General features: G+C 41.4%; 12 protein-coding genes. 7 read left to right on the plus strand and 5 right to left on the minus strand.

Features of this window, described 5'->3' with window-relative positions; genetic code table 11:
* The first annotated feature begins 42 nt into the window (after nucleotides 1–42).
* Nucleotides 43–933 carry a LytR/AlgR family response regulator transcription factor gene (locus CLV48_RS16480; protein WP_106568390.1) on the plus strand — a complete coding sequence of 297 codons (891 nt, stop codon included), beginning with the start codon at nucleotides 43–45 and terminating at the stop codon, nucleotides 931–933.
* A gap of 92 nt (nucleotides 934–1,025) precedes the next feature.
* The gene (locus CLV48_RS16485; protein WP_245889590.1) at nucleotides 1,026–2,165 is read left to right on the plus strand and encodes an acyltransferase family protein; all 1,140 of its coding nucleotides are present in this window, start codon (nucleotides 1,026–1,028) and stop codon (nucleotides 2,163–2,165) included.
* Here the strand turns inward: CLV48_RS16485 and CLV48_RS16490 are convergent.
* Nucleotides 2,141–3,256 carry an App1 family protein phosphatidate phosphatase gene (locus tag CLV48_RS16490; protein ID WP_106568490.1) on the minus strand — a complete coding sequence of 372 codons (1,116 nt, stop codon included), beginning with the start codon at nucleotides 3,254–3,256 and terminating at the stop codon, nucleotides 2,141–2,143. The genes CLV48_RS16485 and CLV48_RS16490 overlap by 25 nt on opposite strands.
* A 127-nt stretch (nucleotides 3,257–3,383) precedes the next feature.
* On the opposite strand from CLV48_RS16490, the gene CLV48_RS16495 reads away from it, so the two are divergent.
* The 4 genes from CLV48_RS16495 (at nucleotide 3,384) to CLV48_RS16515 (ending at nucleotide 9,059) form a co-directional block, all read left to right on the plus strand.
* Nucleotides 3,384–4,337, plus strand: a complete 954-nt coding sequence (locus tag CLV48_RS16495) for a sugar phosphate isomerase/epimerase family protein (RefSeq protein WP_106568391.1) — start codon at nucleotides 3,384–3,386, stop codon at nucleotides 4,335–4,337.
* 182 nt (nucleotides 4,338–4,519) lie between these two features.
* A complete protein-coding gene (gene rlmN, locus CLV48_RS16505; RefSeq protein WP_106568393.1) occupies nucleotides 4,520–5,581 on the plus strand; it encodes a dual-specificity RNA methyltransferase RlmN in 1,062 nt (353 codons plus the stop codon).
* 222 nt (nucleotides 5,582–5,803) lie between these two features.
* Complete coding sequence (locus CLV48_RS16510; protein ID WP_106568394.1) at nucleotides 5,804–8,518, plus strand: TonB-dependent receptor plug domain-containing protein; 2,715 nt, start codon at nucleotides 5,804–5,806, stop codon at nucleotides 8,516–8,518.
* A 64-nt stretch (nucleotides 8,519–8,582) separates the two neighbouring features.
* Nucleotides 8,583–9,059, plus strand: coding sequence for a hypothetical protein (locus CLV48_RS16515; RefSeq protein ID WP_106568395.1), 477 nt, complete (start codon nucleotides 8,583–8,585; stop codon nucleotides 9,057–9,059).
* Nucleotides 9,060–9,095: 36 nt separating this feature from the next.
* Here the strand turns inward: CLV48_RS16515 and CLV48_RS16520 are convergent, their stop codons facing one another.
* The 4 genes from CLV48_RS16520 to CLV48_RS16535 are packed head-to-tail and all read right to left on the minus strand — an operon-like array spanning nucleotide 9,096 to nucleotide 13,116.
* The gene (locus CLV48_RS16520; RefSeq protein WP_106568396.1) at nucleotides 9,096–10,028 is read right to left on the minus strand and encodes a rhomboid family protein; all 933 of its coding nucleotides are present in this window, start codon (nucleotides 10,026–10,028) and stop codon (nucleotides 9,096–9,098) included.
* A 5-nt stretch (nucleotides 10,029–10,033) separates the two neighbouring features.
* Nucleotides 10,034–10,825, minus strand: a complete 792-nt coding sequence (locus CLV48_RS16525) for a rhomboid family intramembrane serine protease (protein ID WP_106568397.1) — start codon at nucleotides 10,823–10,825, stop codon at nucleotides 10,034–10,036.
* 3 nt (nucleotides 10,826–10,828) lie between these two features.
* A complete protein-coding gene (gene mutL / locus CLV48_RS16530) occupies nucleotides 10,829–12,709 on the minus strand; it encodes a DNA mismatch repair endonuclease MutL (RefSeq protein ID WP_106568398.1) in 1,881 nt (626 codons plus the stop codon).
* Nucleotides 12,706–13,116 (minus strand): hypothetical protein, encoded by a 411-nt coding sequence (locus tag CLV48_RS16535; protein ID WP_106568399.1) that lies wholly within the window; start codon nucleotides 13,114–13,116, stop codon nucleotides 12,706–12,708. The genes mutL and CLV48_RS16535 overlap by 4 nt, the downstream gene beginning before the upstream one ends.
* A gap of 163 nt (nucleotides 13,117–13,279) precedes the next feature.
* Between CLV48_RS16535 and CLV48_RS16540 the strand changes: the two genes are divergently transcribed.
* The gene (locus CLV48_RS16540; protein WP_106568400.1) at nucleotides 13,280–16,258 is read left to right on the plus strand and encodes a serine hydrolase domain-containing protein; all 2,979 of its coding nucleotides are present in this window, start codon (nucleotides 13,280–13,282) and stop codon (nucleotides 16,256–16,258) included.
* The last annotated feature ends 57 nt before the right edge of the window (nucleotides 16,259–16,315 follow it).

Here is a 16,315-nt window from a genome sequence, read left to right on the forward strand (position 1 = left end):
TATTTTAAGGTCACCGACCTGTTTTAAAAAATTGCTAATAGGATGTCTTTGAATATTAATAAAAAAAGATGGGGTGAGGTTTTGGAAGTTTTTCGCCAGCCTTATCCTTTCTATTACACAGGTACTGGTTTTTTATTCGTAGCCGGAATTGTTTTAATAATGAGTTTACTTTTCAATTATCTTTTTGAACCTTTTGTAGTGTACAGGCCGGAACATAAATTTGATTACTTCTGGATTTCTATGGTCCATTCCTTCAATGCCTTTTTGGTAGTTTTTGTGATTTTGTTCATAAAAAGTAGAAAAATAAATGAAGACTGTTGGACAGTGGGGAAGGAAATTGGTTTGATAGGCTTGATGCTTCTGATGATTGGAATATGTCAGTTTTTAACAAGAGATTTGATATACGATAATCCTGATAATTGGTCTTTGAGATACTTATTAGAGGAAATACGCAATACCTTTTTAGTTGGTATTTTGTTTGTCATTATTTTGGAACCGCTTAATTACCTCAGGTTGCTCAAGGCAAATTTGATAACAGCCCAGTCTATCAATGCTCAATCTTTGCAGGTTCAAACCCCAGAAAGCTCATCCGTAATTTCCATCATCACACAGCAAAAAAGTGATGATTTTGAAATGGACATTACCCGATTTCTTTATGCCAAAGCAGATGGCAATTATTTGGAGTTTTTTTTAGAAAGTGAAGAAACAGCTTCAAAATTGATCAAGAGGATGACTTTAAAGGAACTGGAGCAGCAGCTGGAACCTTTCCCTGCATTTTTGAAAACCCATCGGTCTTATTTGGTCAACCTTCAAAAAGTAATTCATGTAAAGGGCAATGCCCAAGGCTATTTTCTGCAATTAAAGGGGGTGAATGAAGAGGTCCCTGTTTCCAGAGGAATGATCTCAAAGTTTGAAGAACAATATGCGAATTGAAATTCTTGTATTTCATCCCATTTTCTTGATAGCCATCACTGTCTTGTCCTAAGCATTTGAAATCAATTTACCTTTGGGCAAAAACTTGATTTATGATGAGAAGATATGATCTGGATTGGCTAAGGGTAATAGTATTTGCTTTATTAATTTTCTATCATGTGGGGATGTTTTTTGTTCCCTGGGGTTTTCATATTAAGAACAATGTCATCTATGAAGCCATCAAATGGCCCATGTTGTTTGTCAATCAATGGCGCCTCTCCATTCTTTTTGTGATTTCTGGTATGGGAACTTATTATGCCTTATCTAAAAGGAGTGGAGAACAGTTTGCCTTAGAGCGGATGAAGCGCTTATTTCTACCTTTAGTGGCTGGGATTTTATTTATTGTTCCTCCCCAGGTGTATTTCGAGAGATTGTCCAAAGACCAGTTTGAAGGCAGTTTTTTTGACTATTGGCCTGCCCAGGCATTTATCGGGGTTTATCCGGAAGGCAATTTCTCTTGGCATCACTTGTGGTTTTTGCCCTACCTTTTGGTTTTTTCCTTGATGTTGATCCCCTGCTTTTTATACCTGAGGAATAATCCCCAAACCGGCTTGATCAGACGAATGAGGCGATTGGCGGAAAGACCCATGGGTTTGTTTTGGTTGCTTGTGCCTTTGTATTTCTGGGAGGCATTTCTGGAGCCCTTCTTTCCTTCTACCCATGCTTTTTGGGGAGATTGGTTTAATATGGTCAATTACCTCACGCTTTTCTTTTATGGGTTCCTGATGATTTCGGTGGGGGATGTTTTTTGGAAAACTGTAGCATCAAATCGCAAAAAATACCTGTATTTAGGTGTCATAGGGTTTAGTTCAATGATAGGATTAAGATTGATTTGGGAGGATTCTACATTGATCCATTTTATAGAGGCTTTTATTAAAGTGGTGAATTATTGGGCTTGGATTTTGGCAATTTTCGGATATGCATCGGCTTATCTTAATCGTTCCAGCCCTACTTTGGCCTACGCAAATGAGGCAGTCTATCCATTTTATATTCTTCATCAGACCATCACCATCGCCATCGGATTTTATATAATGGACTTGGACTGGGGGTTTTGGCCAAAATTCCTGATCATGGTAGTTGGCACTTTTGGCTTTTCTTGGTTGATCTATGAAGCAGGTATCAGAAGGTGGACTTGGATCAGGCCTTTGTTCGGTTTGAAAAACCGTCATCAGGGTTCTTCTGCGGCTGCCTGAACCTGGCCTATTGCCGCTTCAGGAATCCAACCTTGAGCAGCTGCATGGGCGGCCGCCTCCCCAGTATCTTTAATTAATAGCATTGGCACACCTAGATTTTTCAATTCCTTTTCGATTGCAAGCAACTTTGTTTGTCTAGAGGTTTTGATATCCCGGATATAGATTATTTTCACCCTTTCAGGAAAGTCCTTGACTACCTGAAGATAGATTTCGGGGTCATGTTGACCCGAGTCGCCGATAAGGATAAACTGGAGATTTTTTTCAATCTCAAATATTTTTTCTACCTGCCTGAGCTTGTGTTCCCAATGACTTCCGGCAATAAACTGTTCCCTTGATAAACCTAAATCCCGCAACATCAAAGGACCCTTGGGGATACTGTGTACTTCTAAAAATTCTACCAAAAAATCATATAGGTTCCATGGAGAACTGGAGACATAGAAGAAGGGGTTGCTCTCAATGCCGTCATTGCCTTTGGCCAAAGCCTGGTAAAAATCCGCTACTCCGGGGAAGGGCAAACGGGTATGGGCATTGCCCAGAAAAGTAGTCTTCAGCATGGTGAGAAGTCTGGTGGCTCCTGTGGGTACGATGGTGTCATCGATGTCAGATATTACACCATACTCCACATTTTTGTAGGGAATGAAGACCTTGTTGACCGCGGTAACTTGTTCCTGATTTTTCACTACCGGATCCAATAACTCCAACCGTATTTCTTGCCAAGGAGCATCTATTGAGAATGGATGGGGAGATTTTAGATGCACACAGAAGTAACCTTCCTCATCTGTAATCACCGTTTGCTCGATATGCTGAAAGCTTGCTTTTATTTTTACACCTGGAATTTCCCATGACATAAAACGCTTGTACATTTTTTTAAAATTTTTCCATGGTCCATCTTCCAGGCTAGAATTTACTATTCCCCTTTCTTTAAGTACCCTTCCCAAAAAGTAGATTTCATTTTCATTCCCGAATCCTTTAAAGGGCAAAATCATTACCTTGTCAATGAGCCCGGTTTTAAGACCTATCCATAGTAGCCCTTTTGAAAAGTTGCTTTTGATAAAATATAGGGTTGTAAGGCTGATTTTCTTGATTGGCATCTGAAATAGTTCATTTTGGTCTTTCGGTAAATTTAGTGAAAAACATTTTCCCAAAATTTTGTAATCCATGCCCTGTATGGGTAAATTTCTCACTTAACCAATAACCCAAAGACCTTAATAAGAAAACATGAAACATTCCCAAGATTCCCAAAGAAGAGAATTTATTAAGACAGCCAGCTTGGCTAGCTTAGCTTTAGGCTTTTTCTCCATCCCGCTTCCAGGATTGGCCAAAACAAACAAAGCCCTGCCCTTTAAAATTTCTTTGGCGGAATGGTCGGTCAACAGACTGATTTTTCAGGGAAAGCTGGACCACCTGGATTTTCCTCTGGAAACCAAGAAGCATGGCATCCATGCGGTGGAATATGTGAACCAGTTTTTCATGGACAAGGCAAAGGATAAAGCCTATCTCGGCGAAATGAATACCCGATGCAAAAACGAAGGTATTGAGCAGGTCCTGATCATGTGTGATAGGGAAGGTATGCTGGGGGCAAAATCAGCCACGGATAGACAGCAAACAGTGGAAAACCATAAAAAATGGGTGGAGGCTGCTCAATTTTTGGGTTGTCATTCCATCAGGATCAATGCCTACACAGAGATTCCATGGTCCGCTGATCCAAATGATGCAGCGGAGGCTATGAAATTATGTGCAGATGGGATGCGGTCTTTGTGTGAATTTGCGGATGATTTTGATATCAATATCCTCATTGAGAATCACGGCGGTTATTCCAGTGATGCCAAGTGGTTGGTAGGTATGCTGCAGCAAACAGCACATCCCAGAGCAGGGAGTTTGCCGGATTTTGGAAATTTCAGGATTTTCAGGGATGAAAACAGGGAGGTATCCTATGATTCTTACCGTGGGGTAGATGAATTGATGACAATGGCGAAAGGGGTCAGCCTAAAACCTACAGCCTTTGATGACCATGGAAATCAGACTCCTTTGGATTATGAACGGATGATGAAAATAGTACTTTCTCATGGGTACCATGGCCATGTCGGTATCGAACATGGAGACCGTGACAGGGAATGGGCAAGTATCGTAGAGATCAGGGAAATTTTGGAAGACCTTCAAAAAAAGTTGTAAACGGAAAGACATTTAAAGATACTTCTCATTAGGCTTTGTCCATTTGCTTTCAGAAAAATGGGGAAGCTAAAGCAGGTATGAAAGGTCTCCTGTACATAGATATTTTCTGAAAAGGGAACCAAGCGAGGAGCATTTTGGGTTTTTGCCCTTATGGAGGGATAAAAAATCCCTACCTTTGCATCATGGAAAATACCGCTAAAAAAGACATCAGAAAATTCACATTGGCCCAATTGGAGGAGTTTTTTGTTGCCCAAGGGGACAAAAAATTCCGCGCCAAGCAGGTTTACGACTGGCTTTGGAATAAGTCACTCAAGAATTTTGATGACATGACCAACATTTCCAAGGAGACCAGGGAGATGTTGAAAGCGAATTTTTCCATCAACCACATCCATGTGGACCTCATGCAGCATTCAACCGATGGAACCATTAAGAATGCGGTTAAGCTTTTTGATGATAAAATTGTGGAGTCGGTACTGATCCCAACAACAAAGAGAATTACTGCCTGTGTATCTTCCCAGGTAGGATGTAGTCTAGACTGTAACTTTTGTGCTACGGCAAGATTGAAAAGAATGCGCAACCTCAATCCTGATGAAATTTATGACCAGGTAGTCGCCATCAAGGAGGAAGCAGAAACCTATTTCAACCGCCCGCTGACCAATATTGTGTTTATGGGTATGGGCGAACCCCTGTTGAATTACACCAATGTCATCGAGGCCATTGACAAGATTACCTCTCCTGAAGGATTGGGAATGGCACCTAGAAGAATTACACTTTCCACTGTTGGGATTCCTAAGATGATCAAGAAAATGGCTGATGATGGGGTTAAATTCAATTTGGCGATTTCCTTACACTCTGCCATCAATGAGACCCGTAGTCGCCTGATGCCGATCAATGAGGTCAATCCATTGGAAGATCTGTCTGAGTCTTTAAAATATTGGTACCAAAAGACCAAAAGAAAAGTTACCTATGAATATGTGATCTGGGAAGGGGTAAATGATGATGATCGTCATGCCAAAGCTTTGGCAAAATTCTGCAAAATCATTCCTTCCAAAGTGAATATCATCCAATATAATCCAATAGATGAGGGAGAATTCCGCCAGGCTTCCCAGGAGGCAGTGGATATGTATGTGAGGATTTTGGAAGAAAATGGCATAGTGGCCAAGGTCAGAAAGTCCAGAGGACAGGACATTGATGCAGCCTGTGGTCAGTTGGCCAATAAGAATGAGGTGGCTCAGCTTCAGTAGATTACATGGCTAGTTTTGCTTGTTTTTGTTCCATTTACACCAAGGGGTATCAATAAAGTTATTTTTAGCAGTGGTTTTTGAATATTTTATTTTTTTAGTTTTATTTGCAAAAAATAAAACCGCCGAATAAAATATTTCGTAACAAAGGTAACTCGGAGGTTTTGGCTAGTCCATTGTCTTCAGGCTATTTGAATTGTTTGATTGTTGTAAAACTTATTTTCTATGAAAAAAATCAAGTACCTCATTCCGTTTTTATTGATTCCGGCCATTTACATTTTTACGGCTTTCAAAGAAAAGCCTGGTATCTCAGAACTGACAGAAAAAATCATTTCCATGATGGAATTTTATGTCGATGAAATTCCCGAGGAAAAAGTTTTTCTGCATTTGGATAAGAATCTCTATGCAGCGGGAGATAATATCTGGTTTTCCGTTTACATGACCGCGGGGAGTCCAGATGTTCCGTCCCCGCTCAGCAAGGTGGTTTATGTGGATTTGCTTGACAATGAGGGACGCCTGTTGCAGCAGAGGACTGTAAAGATGGAAGATGGCCATGGATATGGAGATTTAAAACTGGATCTCTTTACACAAGAGGGTCTGTATCATATCAAGGCCTACTCCTATTGGTTGAAGGGATTTGGGGAGGATGCGGTTTTTCAGACGAGTATTCAGGTATTGGATCCTTACAACTTGAAATTCCAACCTTCCGTGACTTTTGACAAGAAGGAAAATGGTAATCAGGTAAATTACCTGGCCAAGATTTCTGCTGTGGATAATTCACTAAAGCCCCTTTCCGGTGATTCCTTGCATTATGAACTGGTGAATAGGGACAAGACGATTCAGAAGGGTATATTTATTTTAGACCAAAACGGTCAATATGAATTCTCTTTTGACCTTCCTGCAGCATCATTGAATCAGGTGACAGCACTAGAATTGAAACAAGTTGAAAACGAGGATTTTGCTATTTCCAGGAGATTTGTTTTACCCTTTCCCAGTTTCTCTATTGATGTTCAGTTTTTACCTGAAGGAGGAGACCTGATAGCAGGTTTCAACAATAAGGTGGCAGTCCGGGCGGTATATCCTGATGGTTCTCCGGTAAAGTTACAAGGTAAAGTAGTCTCTGGTTCACAGGAGGTGGAATTCAGCACCAATGAATCCGGTCTGGCTGCATTTAATATAACCCCTCAGGCTGGACAAAATATCACAACTGAATTGGTGACAGATTCTGGAAAATTAAATAAATCCGTTGGTCAGGTCAAAACCAAAGGAGTAAACCTTTCTGTGGACAACACTAATGAAAACCTCGTGAATATCCTGATTCAATCCAATAATTTTACAGAGATCTCGCCTACAGGTGAAGGACTACTTGTAATTCATGCACGGGGCAGGATAGGTCACATGCAGATGATCAATCTTCAAAATGGGGTTACCGGTGCCAGGGTCAACAAAACCCAGCTTCCCGAGGGGATCAATCAGGTTACCATATTTGAGCCGGGAGGAACACCCTTGGCTGAGCGATTGATATTTATCCCCGTGGAAAAGGAAGTTTCTTTGAAACTCGAGGCAAATCAAGTCAATAGTCAGCCAAGGGGAAAAAATAAATGGAAATTGCTGTTGGAGGGGGAAGCCTTTGAAGGGGGGAATTATTCTGTTTCCATTACAGATGCTAATGAAAGTCCATATAGTAACCAATCCCATATAATTTCCTATCTCAAGATGGAATCTGAGTTGAAGGGTATCATCCATAACCCCAAGCAATTTTTTGGTGAAAGCAGAGATGATCAGGGAATTGATCTGGTGATGCTGACCCATGGCTGGAGAAGATTCAATTGGGAAAAGGTTTTGGCAGGAAAAATGGAGAATAAAAACTTTATCGAACAGGGCATCAATGTCACCGGAACTGTCAGTCCAAAAAATGGAGGAAGAAGGGGACTTTCCGGAGGGGTGCTCAATGTTTTTTCAAAAGGTAAGGAAGAAGAATTCTTCGCTGTGGAATTCGGTGAAAACGGAAAATTCATTCTCGATGACCTGGATTTTCAAGATACTACCCTGCTGACCATTTCTGCCTCTGATAAAAGGCAAAAGGAATTTGTAAACCTTGAGATGGATCCGCCTTTGTCCAAGTATGTTTCATGGGAAGGTTTTAAGCCCAAAGTGGGTAATTTTCATATTTCACCTGTGGTGCGGGAGTACCTGCTTCAGGCAGAGAAAAGGAGGGCTTCTGAAGCGGCTTTTGGAGAAGTTCAGGAAATTAAGTTGGATGAATTTGTAATAAAATCTGAGAAAATTGATCCCAATGAGGAGCAAATTGTCAGAATGTATGGAAAGGGAGATGCTTCTCTTAGACCTGAGGATATCAGTGGATTTGAGGGTTTTCGGGATATTTTCCAATTGCTTCAAGGTAGATTTGCCGGAGTTAGGGTTACACCTGACCCCATGGGAATGCCTAGTATAACCATCAGAGGTGTAGGCTCACTTCAGGCAGGAGGTCCACCTTTGATATTATTGGATAATGTGCCAGTTGATATCAGTTTTGCCTCTTCCATCAGTCCGAGGGACTTGGCTTCAGTAGAAGTGTTCAAGGATGCTGCTTCTTTGGCCGTTTTCGGTGCTACAGGTGGAAGTGGTGTGATTGCCCTTTACACCAAGAGAGGAGCAGGAATTGGAGATCTGGGTAATGGGGTGTTCAATTTAAGGTTCCCTGGTTATTCAGTCACCCGGGAGTTTTATATGCCACGATATGATAAGGAAAGCTCCCCTGCGCCGGATTTCAGGTCTACCTTATATTGGAATCCCAAATTGACCCTGAATGGCAACAGTGCTGATATCGAGTTTTTCAACAACGATGTGGTACAAAAATTCAAGGTTGTAGTACAGGGAATGGATAATATGGGAAGGTTATCATACTTGGAACAAGAGATCAATCTGAACAGGAATTGACTTAAAAATTGAATGAAAAGGGCCCCTTTCTTGGGGCTTTTTTGATTTTCCTTATATTTAGGGCATGAAAAAATTAATTTTTGTAATTGTTTTACTGATATATTGCTCGACTGTCACAGCTCAGGAGCAAGGGGATTTTAGGATACAGGTTGCAGGGGATTATAAGCTGCAGATCAATGATTTAGGCGGAAATGCTGGTTTTGAGTACCTATTCGCTGACAAATTTTCCTTCGCCCCTAGTTTTACCTATTGGTTTCCGGATATAGGGAGGAGCTATAGCCTCAACGCAGATCTCAGGTACTATCTCACAGAGGGGATTTCCCAGGTTTACCTTGTTGGAGGCTACAATAATCTTTGGCTCAATTTTCAACCTGGAGAACCTGGTCAAGTGCTATCCAGGGCAGGTGCTAATTTTGGAGTTGGCGCTTTTTTGGATCTTTTGGATCAATTCGGGGTAGTTACGGAATTCAAGATGCAAAGCCAAAACACACGTCAGCCAGTTTTGAGGGTTGGGATGGTGTTTAAATTGGGATCCAATTGAGAAAAAAATCCAGGAGAAATAAGATTTAAAGTCGGATTATTTTTTGCTGTATTCGAAGAGTTTACGCTTCTCTTCTTTACTTAATCCATCATAGCCTTTTTCTGCTATTTTATCCAGAATCTGATCGATTTCTTCTTGAGTAGGTAAATTGGCACCTGAATAGGGTGTGGATTTGAGGTTGGTCGATCCTGAAGTATAACTTTCTGAAGTGGAATAGGATTTTTTTCGATAAGAGACTTTGACTTTTGGCTTTTTGGTAAATAATCTCTCAAAAAACTGACCCACAGCCTGTACTGGTCTTCCCCAATCGTTTCCTTTTCTAAGTTGGTTGATATAAAAAAAGCCTAAGGCAGCTCCACCCAAATGTGCCAATTCACCCCCAGCATTACTTCCGGCAGAATTGACAAATGCTATGATGACATAAAAGATGGCAATATATTTAATTTTTACGGGTCCCAATAAGATCAGGTGAAAGGTTGTGTTGGGCGTAAGGGTGGCGGCTCCGACTACAATGGCATATACTCCGGCACTTGCTCCAAGCATTTTGGCCATAGGGAGTACGTCTGAAAAATAAGGTGATATATTGTACATAAGGACGTAAAACATGGCTCCTGCGATACCTCCTAAAATGTACAAATTTGCCAATTTGCGGCTGCCCAAATATTCGTGGACCAATAGGCCAAACCAATATAAGAAAAGTAAATTGAAAAGGATATGGAAGAGCCCTTCATGAAAAAACATGTAGGAAAATAGGGACCATGGCTGCCTCATAAAGACAGAAAGGTCTGCCGGCATCATCATGTAGGCCCTGAAACCTTCATAAATATTTCCAGCTCCGGACAAAGTGAAAACCACCCGGAATATGACCATGGCAAAAAACACGATCAAATTGATGGCCAAAATCTTGTACAGGCTGTTATTGTTTTGCCTGAACGCATTTCTCAAATTGTCCCAGAATCCTCCGTACATTGCTTTCAATAAAAGTTACGCCTATCTTTTTTCCAATACCAGACTAGTGCTGCGCCGATTACCAATCCACTGAGATGGGCAAAATGAGCCACATTATCCAATGGATTATTGTAAATTACGTTATAAACTGTGTAAAGGCCATAGAATAGGACTAAATATTTGGCTTTTACCGGCATAGGAGGAAACAACAAAAACAACTGAGTGTTTGGAAAAAGCATGGCAAAGGCAATTAGGACACCAAATAAAGCTCCTGAAGCTCCCACCATTGGTACATTGGCCTGCATTTCTCTTACAGACATCAGGTTGTCTTTGGCTCGCTGGATCAAATTGGCATTGTCAGGATTCCTGTCGTAAGCATCAATAAAATCATAAACCCCCGGTTTGAAAAAACCGGGATTATTATTCACAAATTCTCTAAAGTTATCAGGGTTTGGATTGCTGTAAAAGGCCGAAATACTGTTATCCATTTGGTTCATCCTGTAGGCTGTATATCCAGAGTAGAGTAGACCTGAACCAACTCCACAGATCATCCATAAGCTGAGTATTTTTTTAGGACCTAGAAACTGCTCCAGGAGGGGCCCAAATATAAACAGGCCAAACATGTTGCTAAACAGGTGCCAACCATCTGCATGCATGAACATGTAGGTCAAGAACTGGGTAGGTATAAACCTGTTGCTGTGAACATAATAAAGCGCGAAAAAAGCTTTCAACTGTGGCATGAAAAAGGAAGCTACCACATAGACACCAATGGTGATCAGCAATAAATTTTTTACGACAGGTGTTAAGTTTCTGAACATAAATTATCTGTTAAAAAAGGCTTGTATCTTTTGTATATCGAGTTTGACGAAGGTTTTGTTCCCCGAAAGCCCATAATTTGGGTTTTGACAGGAAAATAATTGTGCAACAATCGTTTCCATTTCTTGAGTGTTGAGCTTTATTCCTCTTTTTATTGAAGATTTTTTTGCCAAAGATCTTGCCAGATTTTCTCTTTTATCTAAGGAAAGCTCGGATTTGAAATGTTTGTATTGCTCCAATAGTCCCTCAAAGAGTGCTTTTTCATTGGTGACCTGTACGTCTGCAGGCACACCTTGGATAAGAAGAGTGTCCTTTCCAAATTCCACTAGCACAAACCCCAGACTGTGGAGTTCGTCTTTGATGTCCATAACCAATGCAAAATCTCCTGGAGCCAACTGAACATGTGGGGGGAAAAGACATTGTTGCGAGGCGCCGGAAGCTTGGGAAAGCTGTCTCGAATAGCGCTCATACAAGATCCGCTCATGTGCGGCTTGTTGGTCAATGATCAGAAGGCCGGTTGACATTTGGCCGATGATATAATTGAGCTCTACCTGGAAAGTCGTCCCAGTACTTTCTTCTAGCTTTCCGAAATCCAAAGAGGGCCTTGAAAGCTCTTCGTTGGCTTTGGATGGAAATGTCAGAAAATCCTTTTCATCTTCCCTTGTTATTTTTTGGCTATATTCAGAAAGTCCAGTACCACCTTCAAATAGCTTTTCCCAACCTGATACCGATTGTTTTTTGAAAGAAGGGTTCTGAAAGGACTTGTAAGATTTCTCTTTGGCCAGGTCATCCGGCACTAAGGTATTTTCTAAATTGATCTCCTGTCTTTTACCGCTGTCATATTTCCAGTTTTCTGTAAAATTGACATCCAGTGAGAAATCCAAAGTCGGAACCACATTGTGTGCGCCAAGTGCCTGTTTTACAGCTGAGCGAATCACTGCATATACAGTTCTTTCATCATCAAATTTGATTTCAGTTTTGGTAGGGTGGACATTGATGTCTATATGGCTTGGATCGATTTCAAGGAATAGCACATAAAAAGGATGCATATCCGAAGGCATTAGTCCTTCATAGGCATTGGCCACAGCATGGTGAAGGTAATTGCTTTTGATAAAGCGGTTATTGACGAAGAAAAACTGTTCCCCCCTTGTTTTTTTGGAGTTTTCGGGTTTGCCTACATAGCCTCTGACATTCAGATGAGGTGTTTCTTCTTTGCAGGCCACCAATTGTCCCTGATAGTTTTTGCCGAAGAGCCCAACAATCCTTTGGCTTAGCTTTCCAGGTTGGAGGTTATAAAGCTCCATGTCATTTTGAATAAAGTTGAATCCGATTTCAGGATAAGCAAGTGCGACCCTTTGGAATTCATCCACAAGATGCTTCATTTCTACCGGATTGGACTTCAGAAAATTTCTTCGGGCCGGGACATTAAAAAAAAGATTCTTAACCGAAATGCTTGTGCCTTCCTGGCAGGATACAAGTTCCTGTTTCTTAATTTCCGAACCTTCAATTTGTATAAGTGTGCCCAACTCGGCTCCTTTTTCCCTGGTTTTCATTTCCACCTGGGCTACTGCAGCTATAGAAGCCAATGCCTCACCCCTGAATCCAAAAGTCCGGATAGCAAAAAGATCCGCTGAAGACCGGATTTTGGAAGTTGCATGTCTTTCGAAACTCATTCTTGCATCGGTCATGGTCATTCCCTTCCCATTGTCGATGACCTGGATCAGCATTTTTCCTGCTTCTTTTACCAAAACCTGTACCTGGCTTGCCCCGGCATCAATGGCATTTTCCATCAATTCTTTCAGTGCAGATGCAGGACGTTGTACTACTTCACCTGCAGCAATCTGATTGGCGATGGCATCAGGAAGAAGTTGGATGATATCACTCATTTGCGTTGTTTTCTTCTTAATCTAAAAAATAGGAACAACAATGAAATGCCTGCTACTATGTAAAGTATGGTGTAGATGGCTTCCGGGCCATAATAAATATAACCGAACAAACTTCCAATCAACAGAACAAATATGACCAATCGGAGCATTCCTGCACTTTGTAATGGAGAAGTATGCCGTCCTTTAATCTGTCCTCCTGATGTAAATGCACCACGAATTGATGATCCGTGAAATCCTGTACCTTCCATAGTGTGGTCTCCGTCGTAAGGTATTTTCCCTTCTGCCTGCAACTCTCTTTTGATGCGAGCAGTCCTTTGTTCGATTTCTTCTTTGACCGGGTCATAATACCTCGGTTTGATATCAAACCTCATTGGCTGGGCTGTTCGGAAAATCTGAGGAAATTTCATGGTTATGCTCAATTCAAATGGTACTTCTGACGTTAAGTACAAAACTTGTCCCGTTGATCAAAATTGATCCTTAGGGATAATAAATTCGTGTAAGTTTGTACAAATCGATGTATATTCATACAAAGTTATTTTAAAAATCAAGCAATAAAAATTAAACTGGGATATGCGGATCAAACTTTGGGGGTTTTTGTTGGCAGCGGTGGTCATTTTTCAGGCCGATGCAGTGTTGGGTTGGGAAAAGGCCAATGAAGACAGAAAGCGGGAAGAACGGGATCCCCTGTCTGTTAAAGACCAGCTCAAACAGCAGGCTTGGGTAGACAGTATTTTCAGAAATACGAGCTTTGACGAAAGGTTAGGTCAGCTTTTTATGGTGGCTGCCTATTCCAATAAAGATACTAGGCATATAGATGAAATTGCCCGTCTCATCCAGGAACAGAGCTTGGGAGGGCTGATTTTTTTTCAGGGAGGCCCTGTTAGGCAGGCAAACCTCACCAATTATTACCAATCAATTTCCAAAATCCCGCTTTTCATTGCCATGGATGCAGAATGGGGGATCAATATGCGTTTGGATTCCGTCATTACCTTTCCAAGGGCGATGACTTTAGGGGCCCTTCACAGGGAAGACCTGATCTATGATATGGGCAAAGAAATTGCCAAGCAGTTCAAGGAGTTGGGAATGCACATCAACTTCGCCCCTGTTGTTGATGTCAATTCCAACCCAAACAATCCTGTAATTGGTTTCAGGGCTTTTGGAGAGGAGAAAAGATTGGTCGCCAAAAAATCCCTGGCCTATATGAAAGGACTTCAGGACCATGGTGTTATGGCCAATGCCAAACATTTTCCCGGTCATGGAGATACTGAAACTGATTCACATTACACTCTTCCTGTAATTAAACATTCTGAAAACAGGATAAAAGATGTGGACCTGTATCCATACAGGGAATTGATCGATCAAGACCTGATGAGTGTAATGGTGGCCCATCTCCATATTCCCAGTATGGACTCAGAGCGCAACAAAGCCAGTACACTTTCCAAATATATAGTTTCAGACCTGCTCAAAACTCAAATGAATTTCAATGGGCTGGTCTTTACCGATGCTTTGAACATGAAAGGGGTTGCCAATTATTACAAACCAGGTGAAGTGGACCTCATGGCCCTATTGGCTGGAAATGATATTCTGGTTTATTCCCAGGATGTGCCCAAAGCCAAAGCCATGATCATGCAGGCAATAGATGAAGGGAAAATCAGCCGGGAAGAAGTGGATATGCGTGTCAGGAAAGTTCTCAAGGCAAAGTATTGGGCAGGATTGAATCAAATGAAAAAAATTGAGACCTCCAATTTGGTGGAGAGGTTAAATAGTCCGGAAGCCAGGATTTTGGTCGAAAATTTGTATGCGGAAGCGATTACGGTGACTTCTAACAAAAAAAATGTGCTGCCCCTTAGGCATTTGGATTTGCACAATTTTGCTTCCCTGATCATAGGTGGTGAAGGCAAACTGTTTCAGGACAAACTTTCCAAATATGCCAAATTTGATCATTTTGATATACCAAAGAATGCAGACTCAGCAACCCAAGCCAATTTAGAGAGAGATTTGGCCGGATATTCAACAGTAGTGATAGGTATTATGGGAGTGACCAATAACCCATCCAAAGGATTTGGTATCAATGGAACGGATATCAATTTTATCCGCAAAATCAGTCAGGAGAAAACTGTTATCACGGTGCTTTTTGGCAATGCCTATGGAGCAAAGGACATGGCGGATTTCCCTAATCATATTATGGCCTTTGAGAATAATGAGTTTACCCAAAGTCTGGTGCCTGAGATTATATTTGGGGCTAGGAATGCCTATGGAATGCTTCCAGTATCAGTAAGTGAAGACTTGAGGATTGGTACAGGAGGATATCTGGAAGGCTTGGGAAGGCTAGCTTATACCATTCCGGAAAGTGAGGGTCTTGATAGCCGTAAACTATCGGAAATTGACAGAATCATGGAGATAAGCATAGCCAAAAGGGCATTTCCTGGAGGAGTGGTATTGGTGGCAAAGGATGGAAAAGTAATATTTGAAAAGGCTTACGGCCATGTGGATTACAACAAGACCAGGCCAGTGAGAACCAATACGGTGTATGATTTGGCTTCGATCACCAAAGTTATGGCCACCACCCAAGCTGTTATGTTTTTGGCAAGTCGTAAAATGATCGATTTGGACAAGCCAATTGGTCATTATCTCCCTGAATTGAGGAGAACCAATAAAGGGGGGCTTATACTGAATGATATTTTGGCCCATGAAGCAGGTCTTGTGGCTTTTATTCCCCATTATGCTAAGACAGTCGAGGCTGGATCTTGGAAAAGCGAATATTATAGAGAAAAGCCTGAACCAGGTTATTTGCTTCCAGTTTCCAATGATATGTATGGCCTCAATTCCCTTAGGGACAGTCTCTGGAACTGGACAGTAAAGTCAGAGCTTAGGAAATTGGATCCTGGAAGAAGAAAACACAGTTATGTGTATTCTGATCTTACCATGTATCTTTTGCAGGAGCTTGTGGAAAAAATCACCAATCAGCCATTGGACGAGTTTGTGAGTCAAAACTTCTATGAGCCTTTAGGCCTAAATTCCCTTACATTCAATCCTGCCTTCAAGATGCCCTTGGATAGAATTGCGCCTACTGAGGATGATATTACTTTCCGAAAAAGGACAGTGCATGGCTTTGTTCATGATCCTGGAGCAGCCATGTACGGAGGAGTGGCAGGACATGCCGGCCTGTTTGGTACGGCCAATGACCTGGCAGTTATGATGCAGTTAATGCTCAATGGCGGGAAATATGCAGATGTAGAAATACTTGACCAAAAAACTATCAGAGATTTTACAAAAAGGCAATCTGACCAAAGCAGGAGAGGCTGGGGCTGGGATAAGCCGGAACCTGAGCGGGGCAAAGGAGGAAGTGCCGGTGTATTAGCGCCAAAAAGCACTTTTGGCCATACAGGATTTACAGGGACTTGCGTATGGGCTGATCCAGAAAATAACCTTATCTACGTGTTTTTATCCAATAGAGTGCATCCCAATGCAAACAATGATATTTTGTTGAAAGATGGCGTAAGAACCCAAATTCATGATGTTATTTACCAGGCCATGAAAAAAGGATAAAAAAGGATACAGGAATTTTGGCAGGATATTGAACAAATTCCTGCCAAATTCATGTTT

The organism is Cecembia rubra, assembly GCF_003014575.1.
GTDB lineage: Bacteria > Bacteroidota > Bacteroidia > Cytophagales > Cyclobacteriaceae > Cecembia_A > Cecembia_A rubra.

Coding starts and splice junctions, on each gene's coding strand:
- CLV48_RS16535 (WP_106568399.1), bottom strand. CDS start 13,116: ATGAAATTTCCTCAGATTTTCCGAACAGCCCAGCCAATGAGGTTTGAT.
- CLV48_RS16495 (WP_106568391.1), top strand. CDS start 3,384: ATGAAACATTCCCAAGATTCCCAAAGAAGAGAATTTATTAAGACAGCC.
- CLV48_RS16485 (WP_245889590.1), top strand. CDS start 1,026: ATGATGAGAAGATATGATCTGGATTGGCTAAGGGTAATAGTATTTGCT.
- CLV48_RS16520 (WP_106568396.1), bottom strand. CDS start 10,028: ATGTACGGAGGATTCTGGGACAATTTGAGAAATGCGTTCAGGCAAAAC.
- CLV48_RS16510 (WP_106568394.1), top strand. CDS start 5,804: ATGAAAAAAATCAAGTACCTCATTCCGTTTTTATTGATTCCGGCCATT.
- CLV48_RS16540 (WP_106568400.1), top strand. CDS start 13,280: ATGCGGATCAAACTTTGGGGGTTTTTGTTGGCAGCGGTGGTCATTTTT.
- mutL (WP_106568398.1), bottom strand. CDS start 12,709: ATGAGTGATATCATCCAACTTCTTCCTGATGCCATCGCCAATCAGATT.
- CLV48_RS16490 (WP_106568490.1), bottom strand. CDS start 3,256: ATGCCAATCAAGAAAATCAGCCTTACAACCCTATATTTTATCAAAAGC.
- CLV48_RS16480 (WP_106568390.1), top strand. CDS start 43: ATGTCTTTGAATATTAATAAAAAAAGATGGGGTGAGGTTTTGGAAGTT.
- CLV48_RS16515 (WP_106568395.1), top strand. CDS start 8,583: ATGAAAAAATTAATTTTTGTAATTGTTTTACTGATATATTGCTCGACT.
- CLV48_RS16525 (WP_106568397.1), bottom strand. CDS start 10,825: ATGTTCAGAAACTTAACACCTGTCGTAAAAAATTTATTGCTGATCACC.
- rlmN (WP_106568393.1), top strand. CDS start 4,520: ATGGAAAATACCGCTAAAAAAGACATCAGAAAATTCACATTGGCCCAA.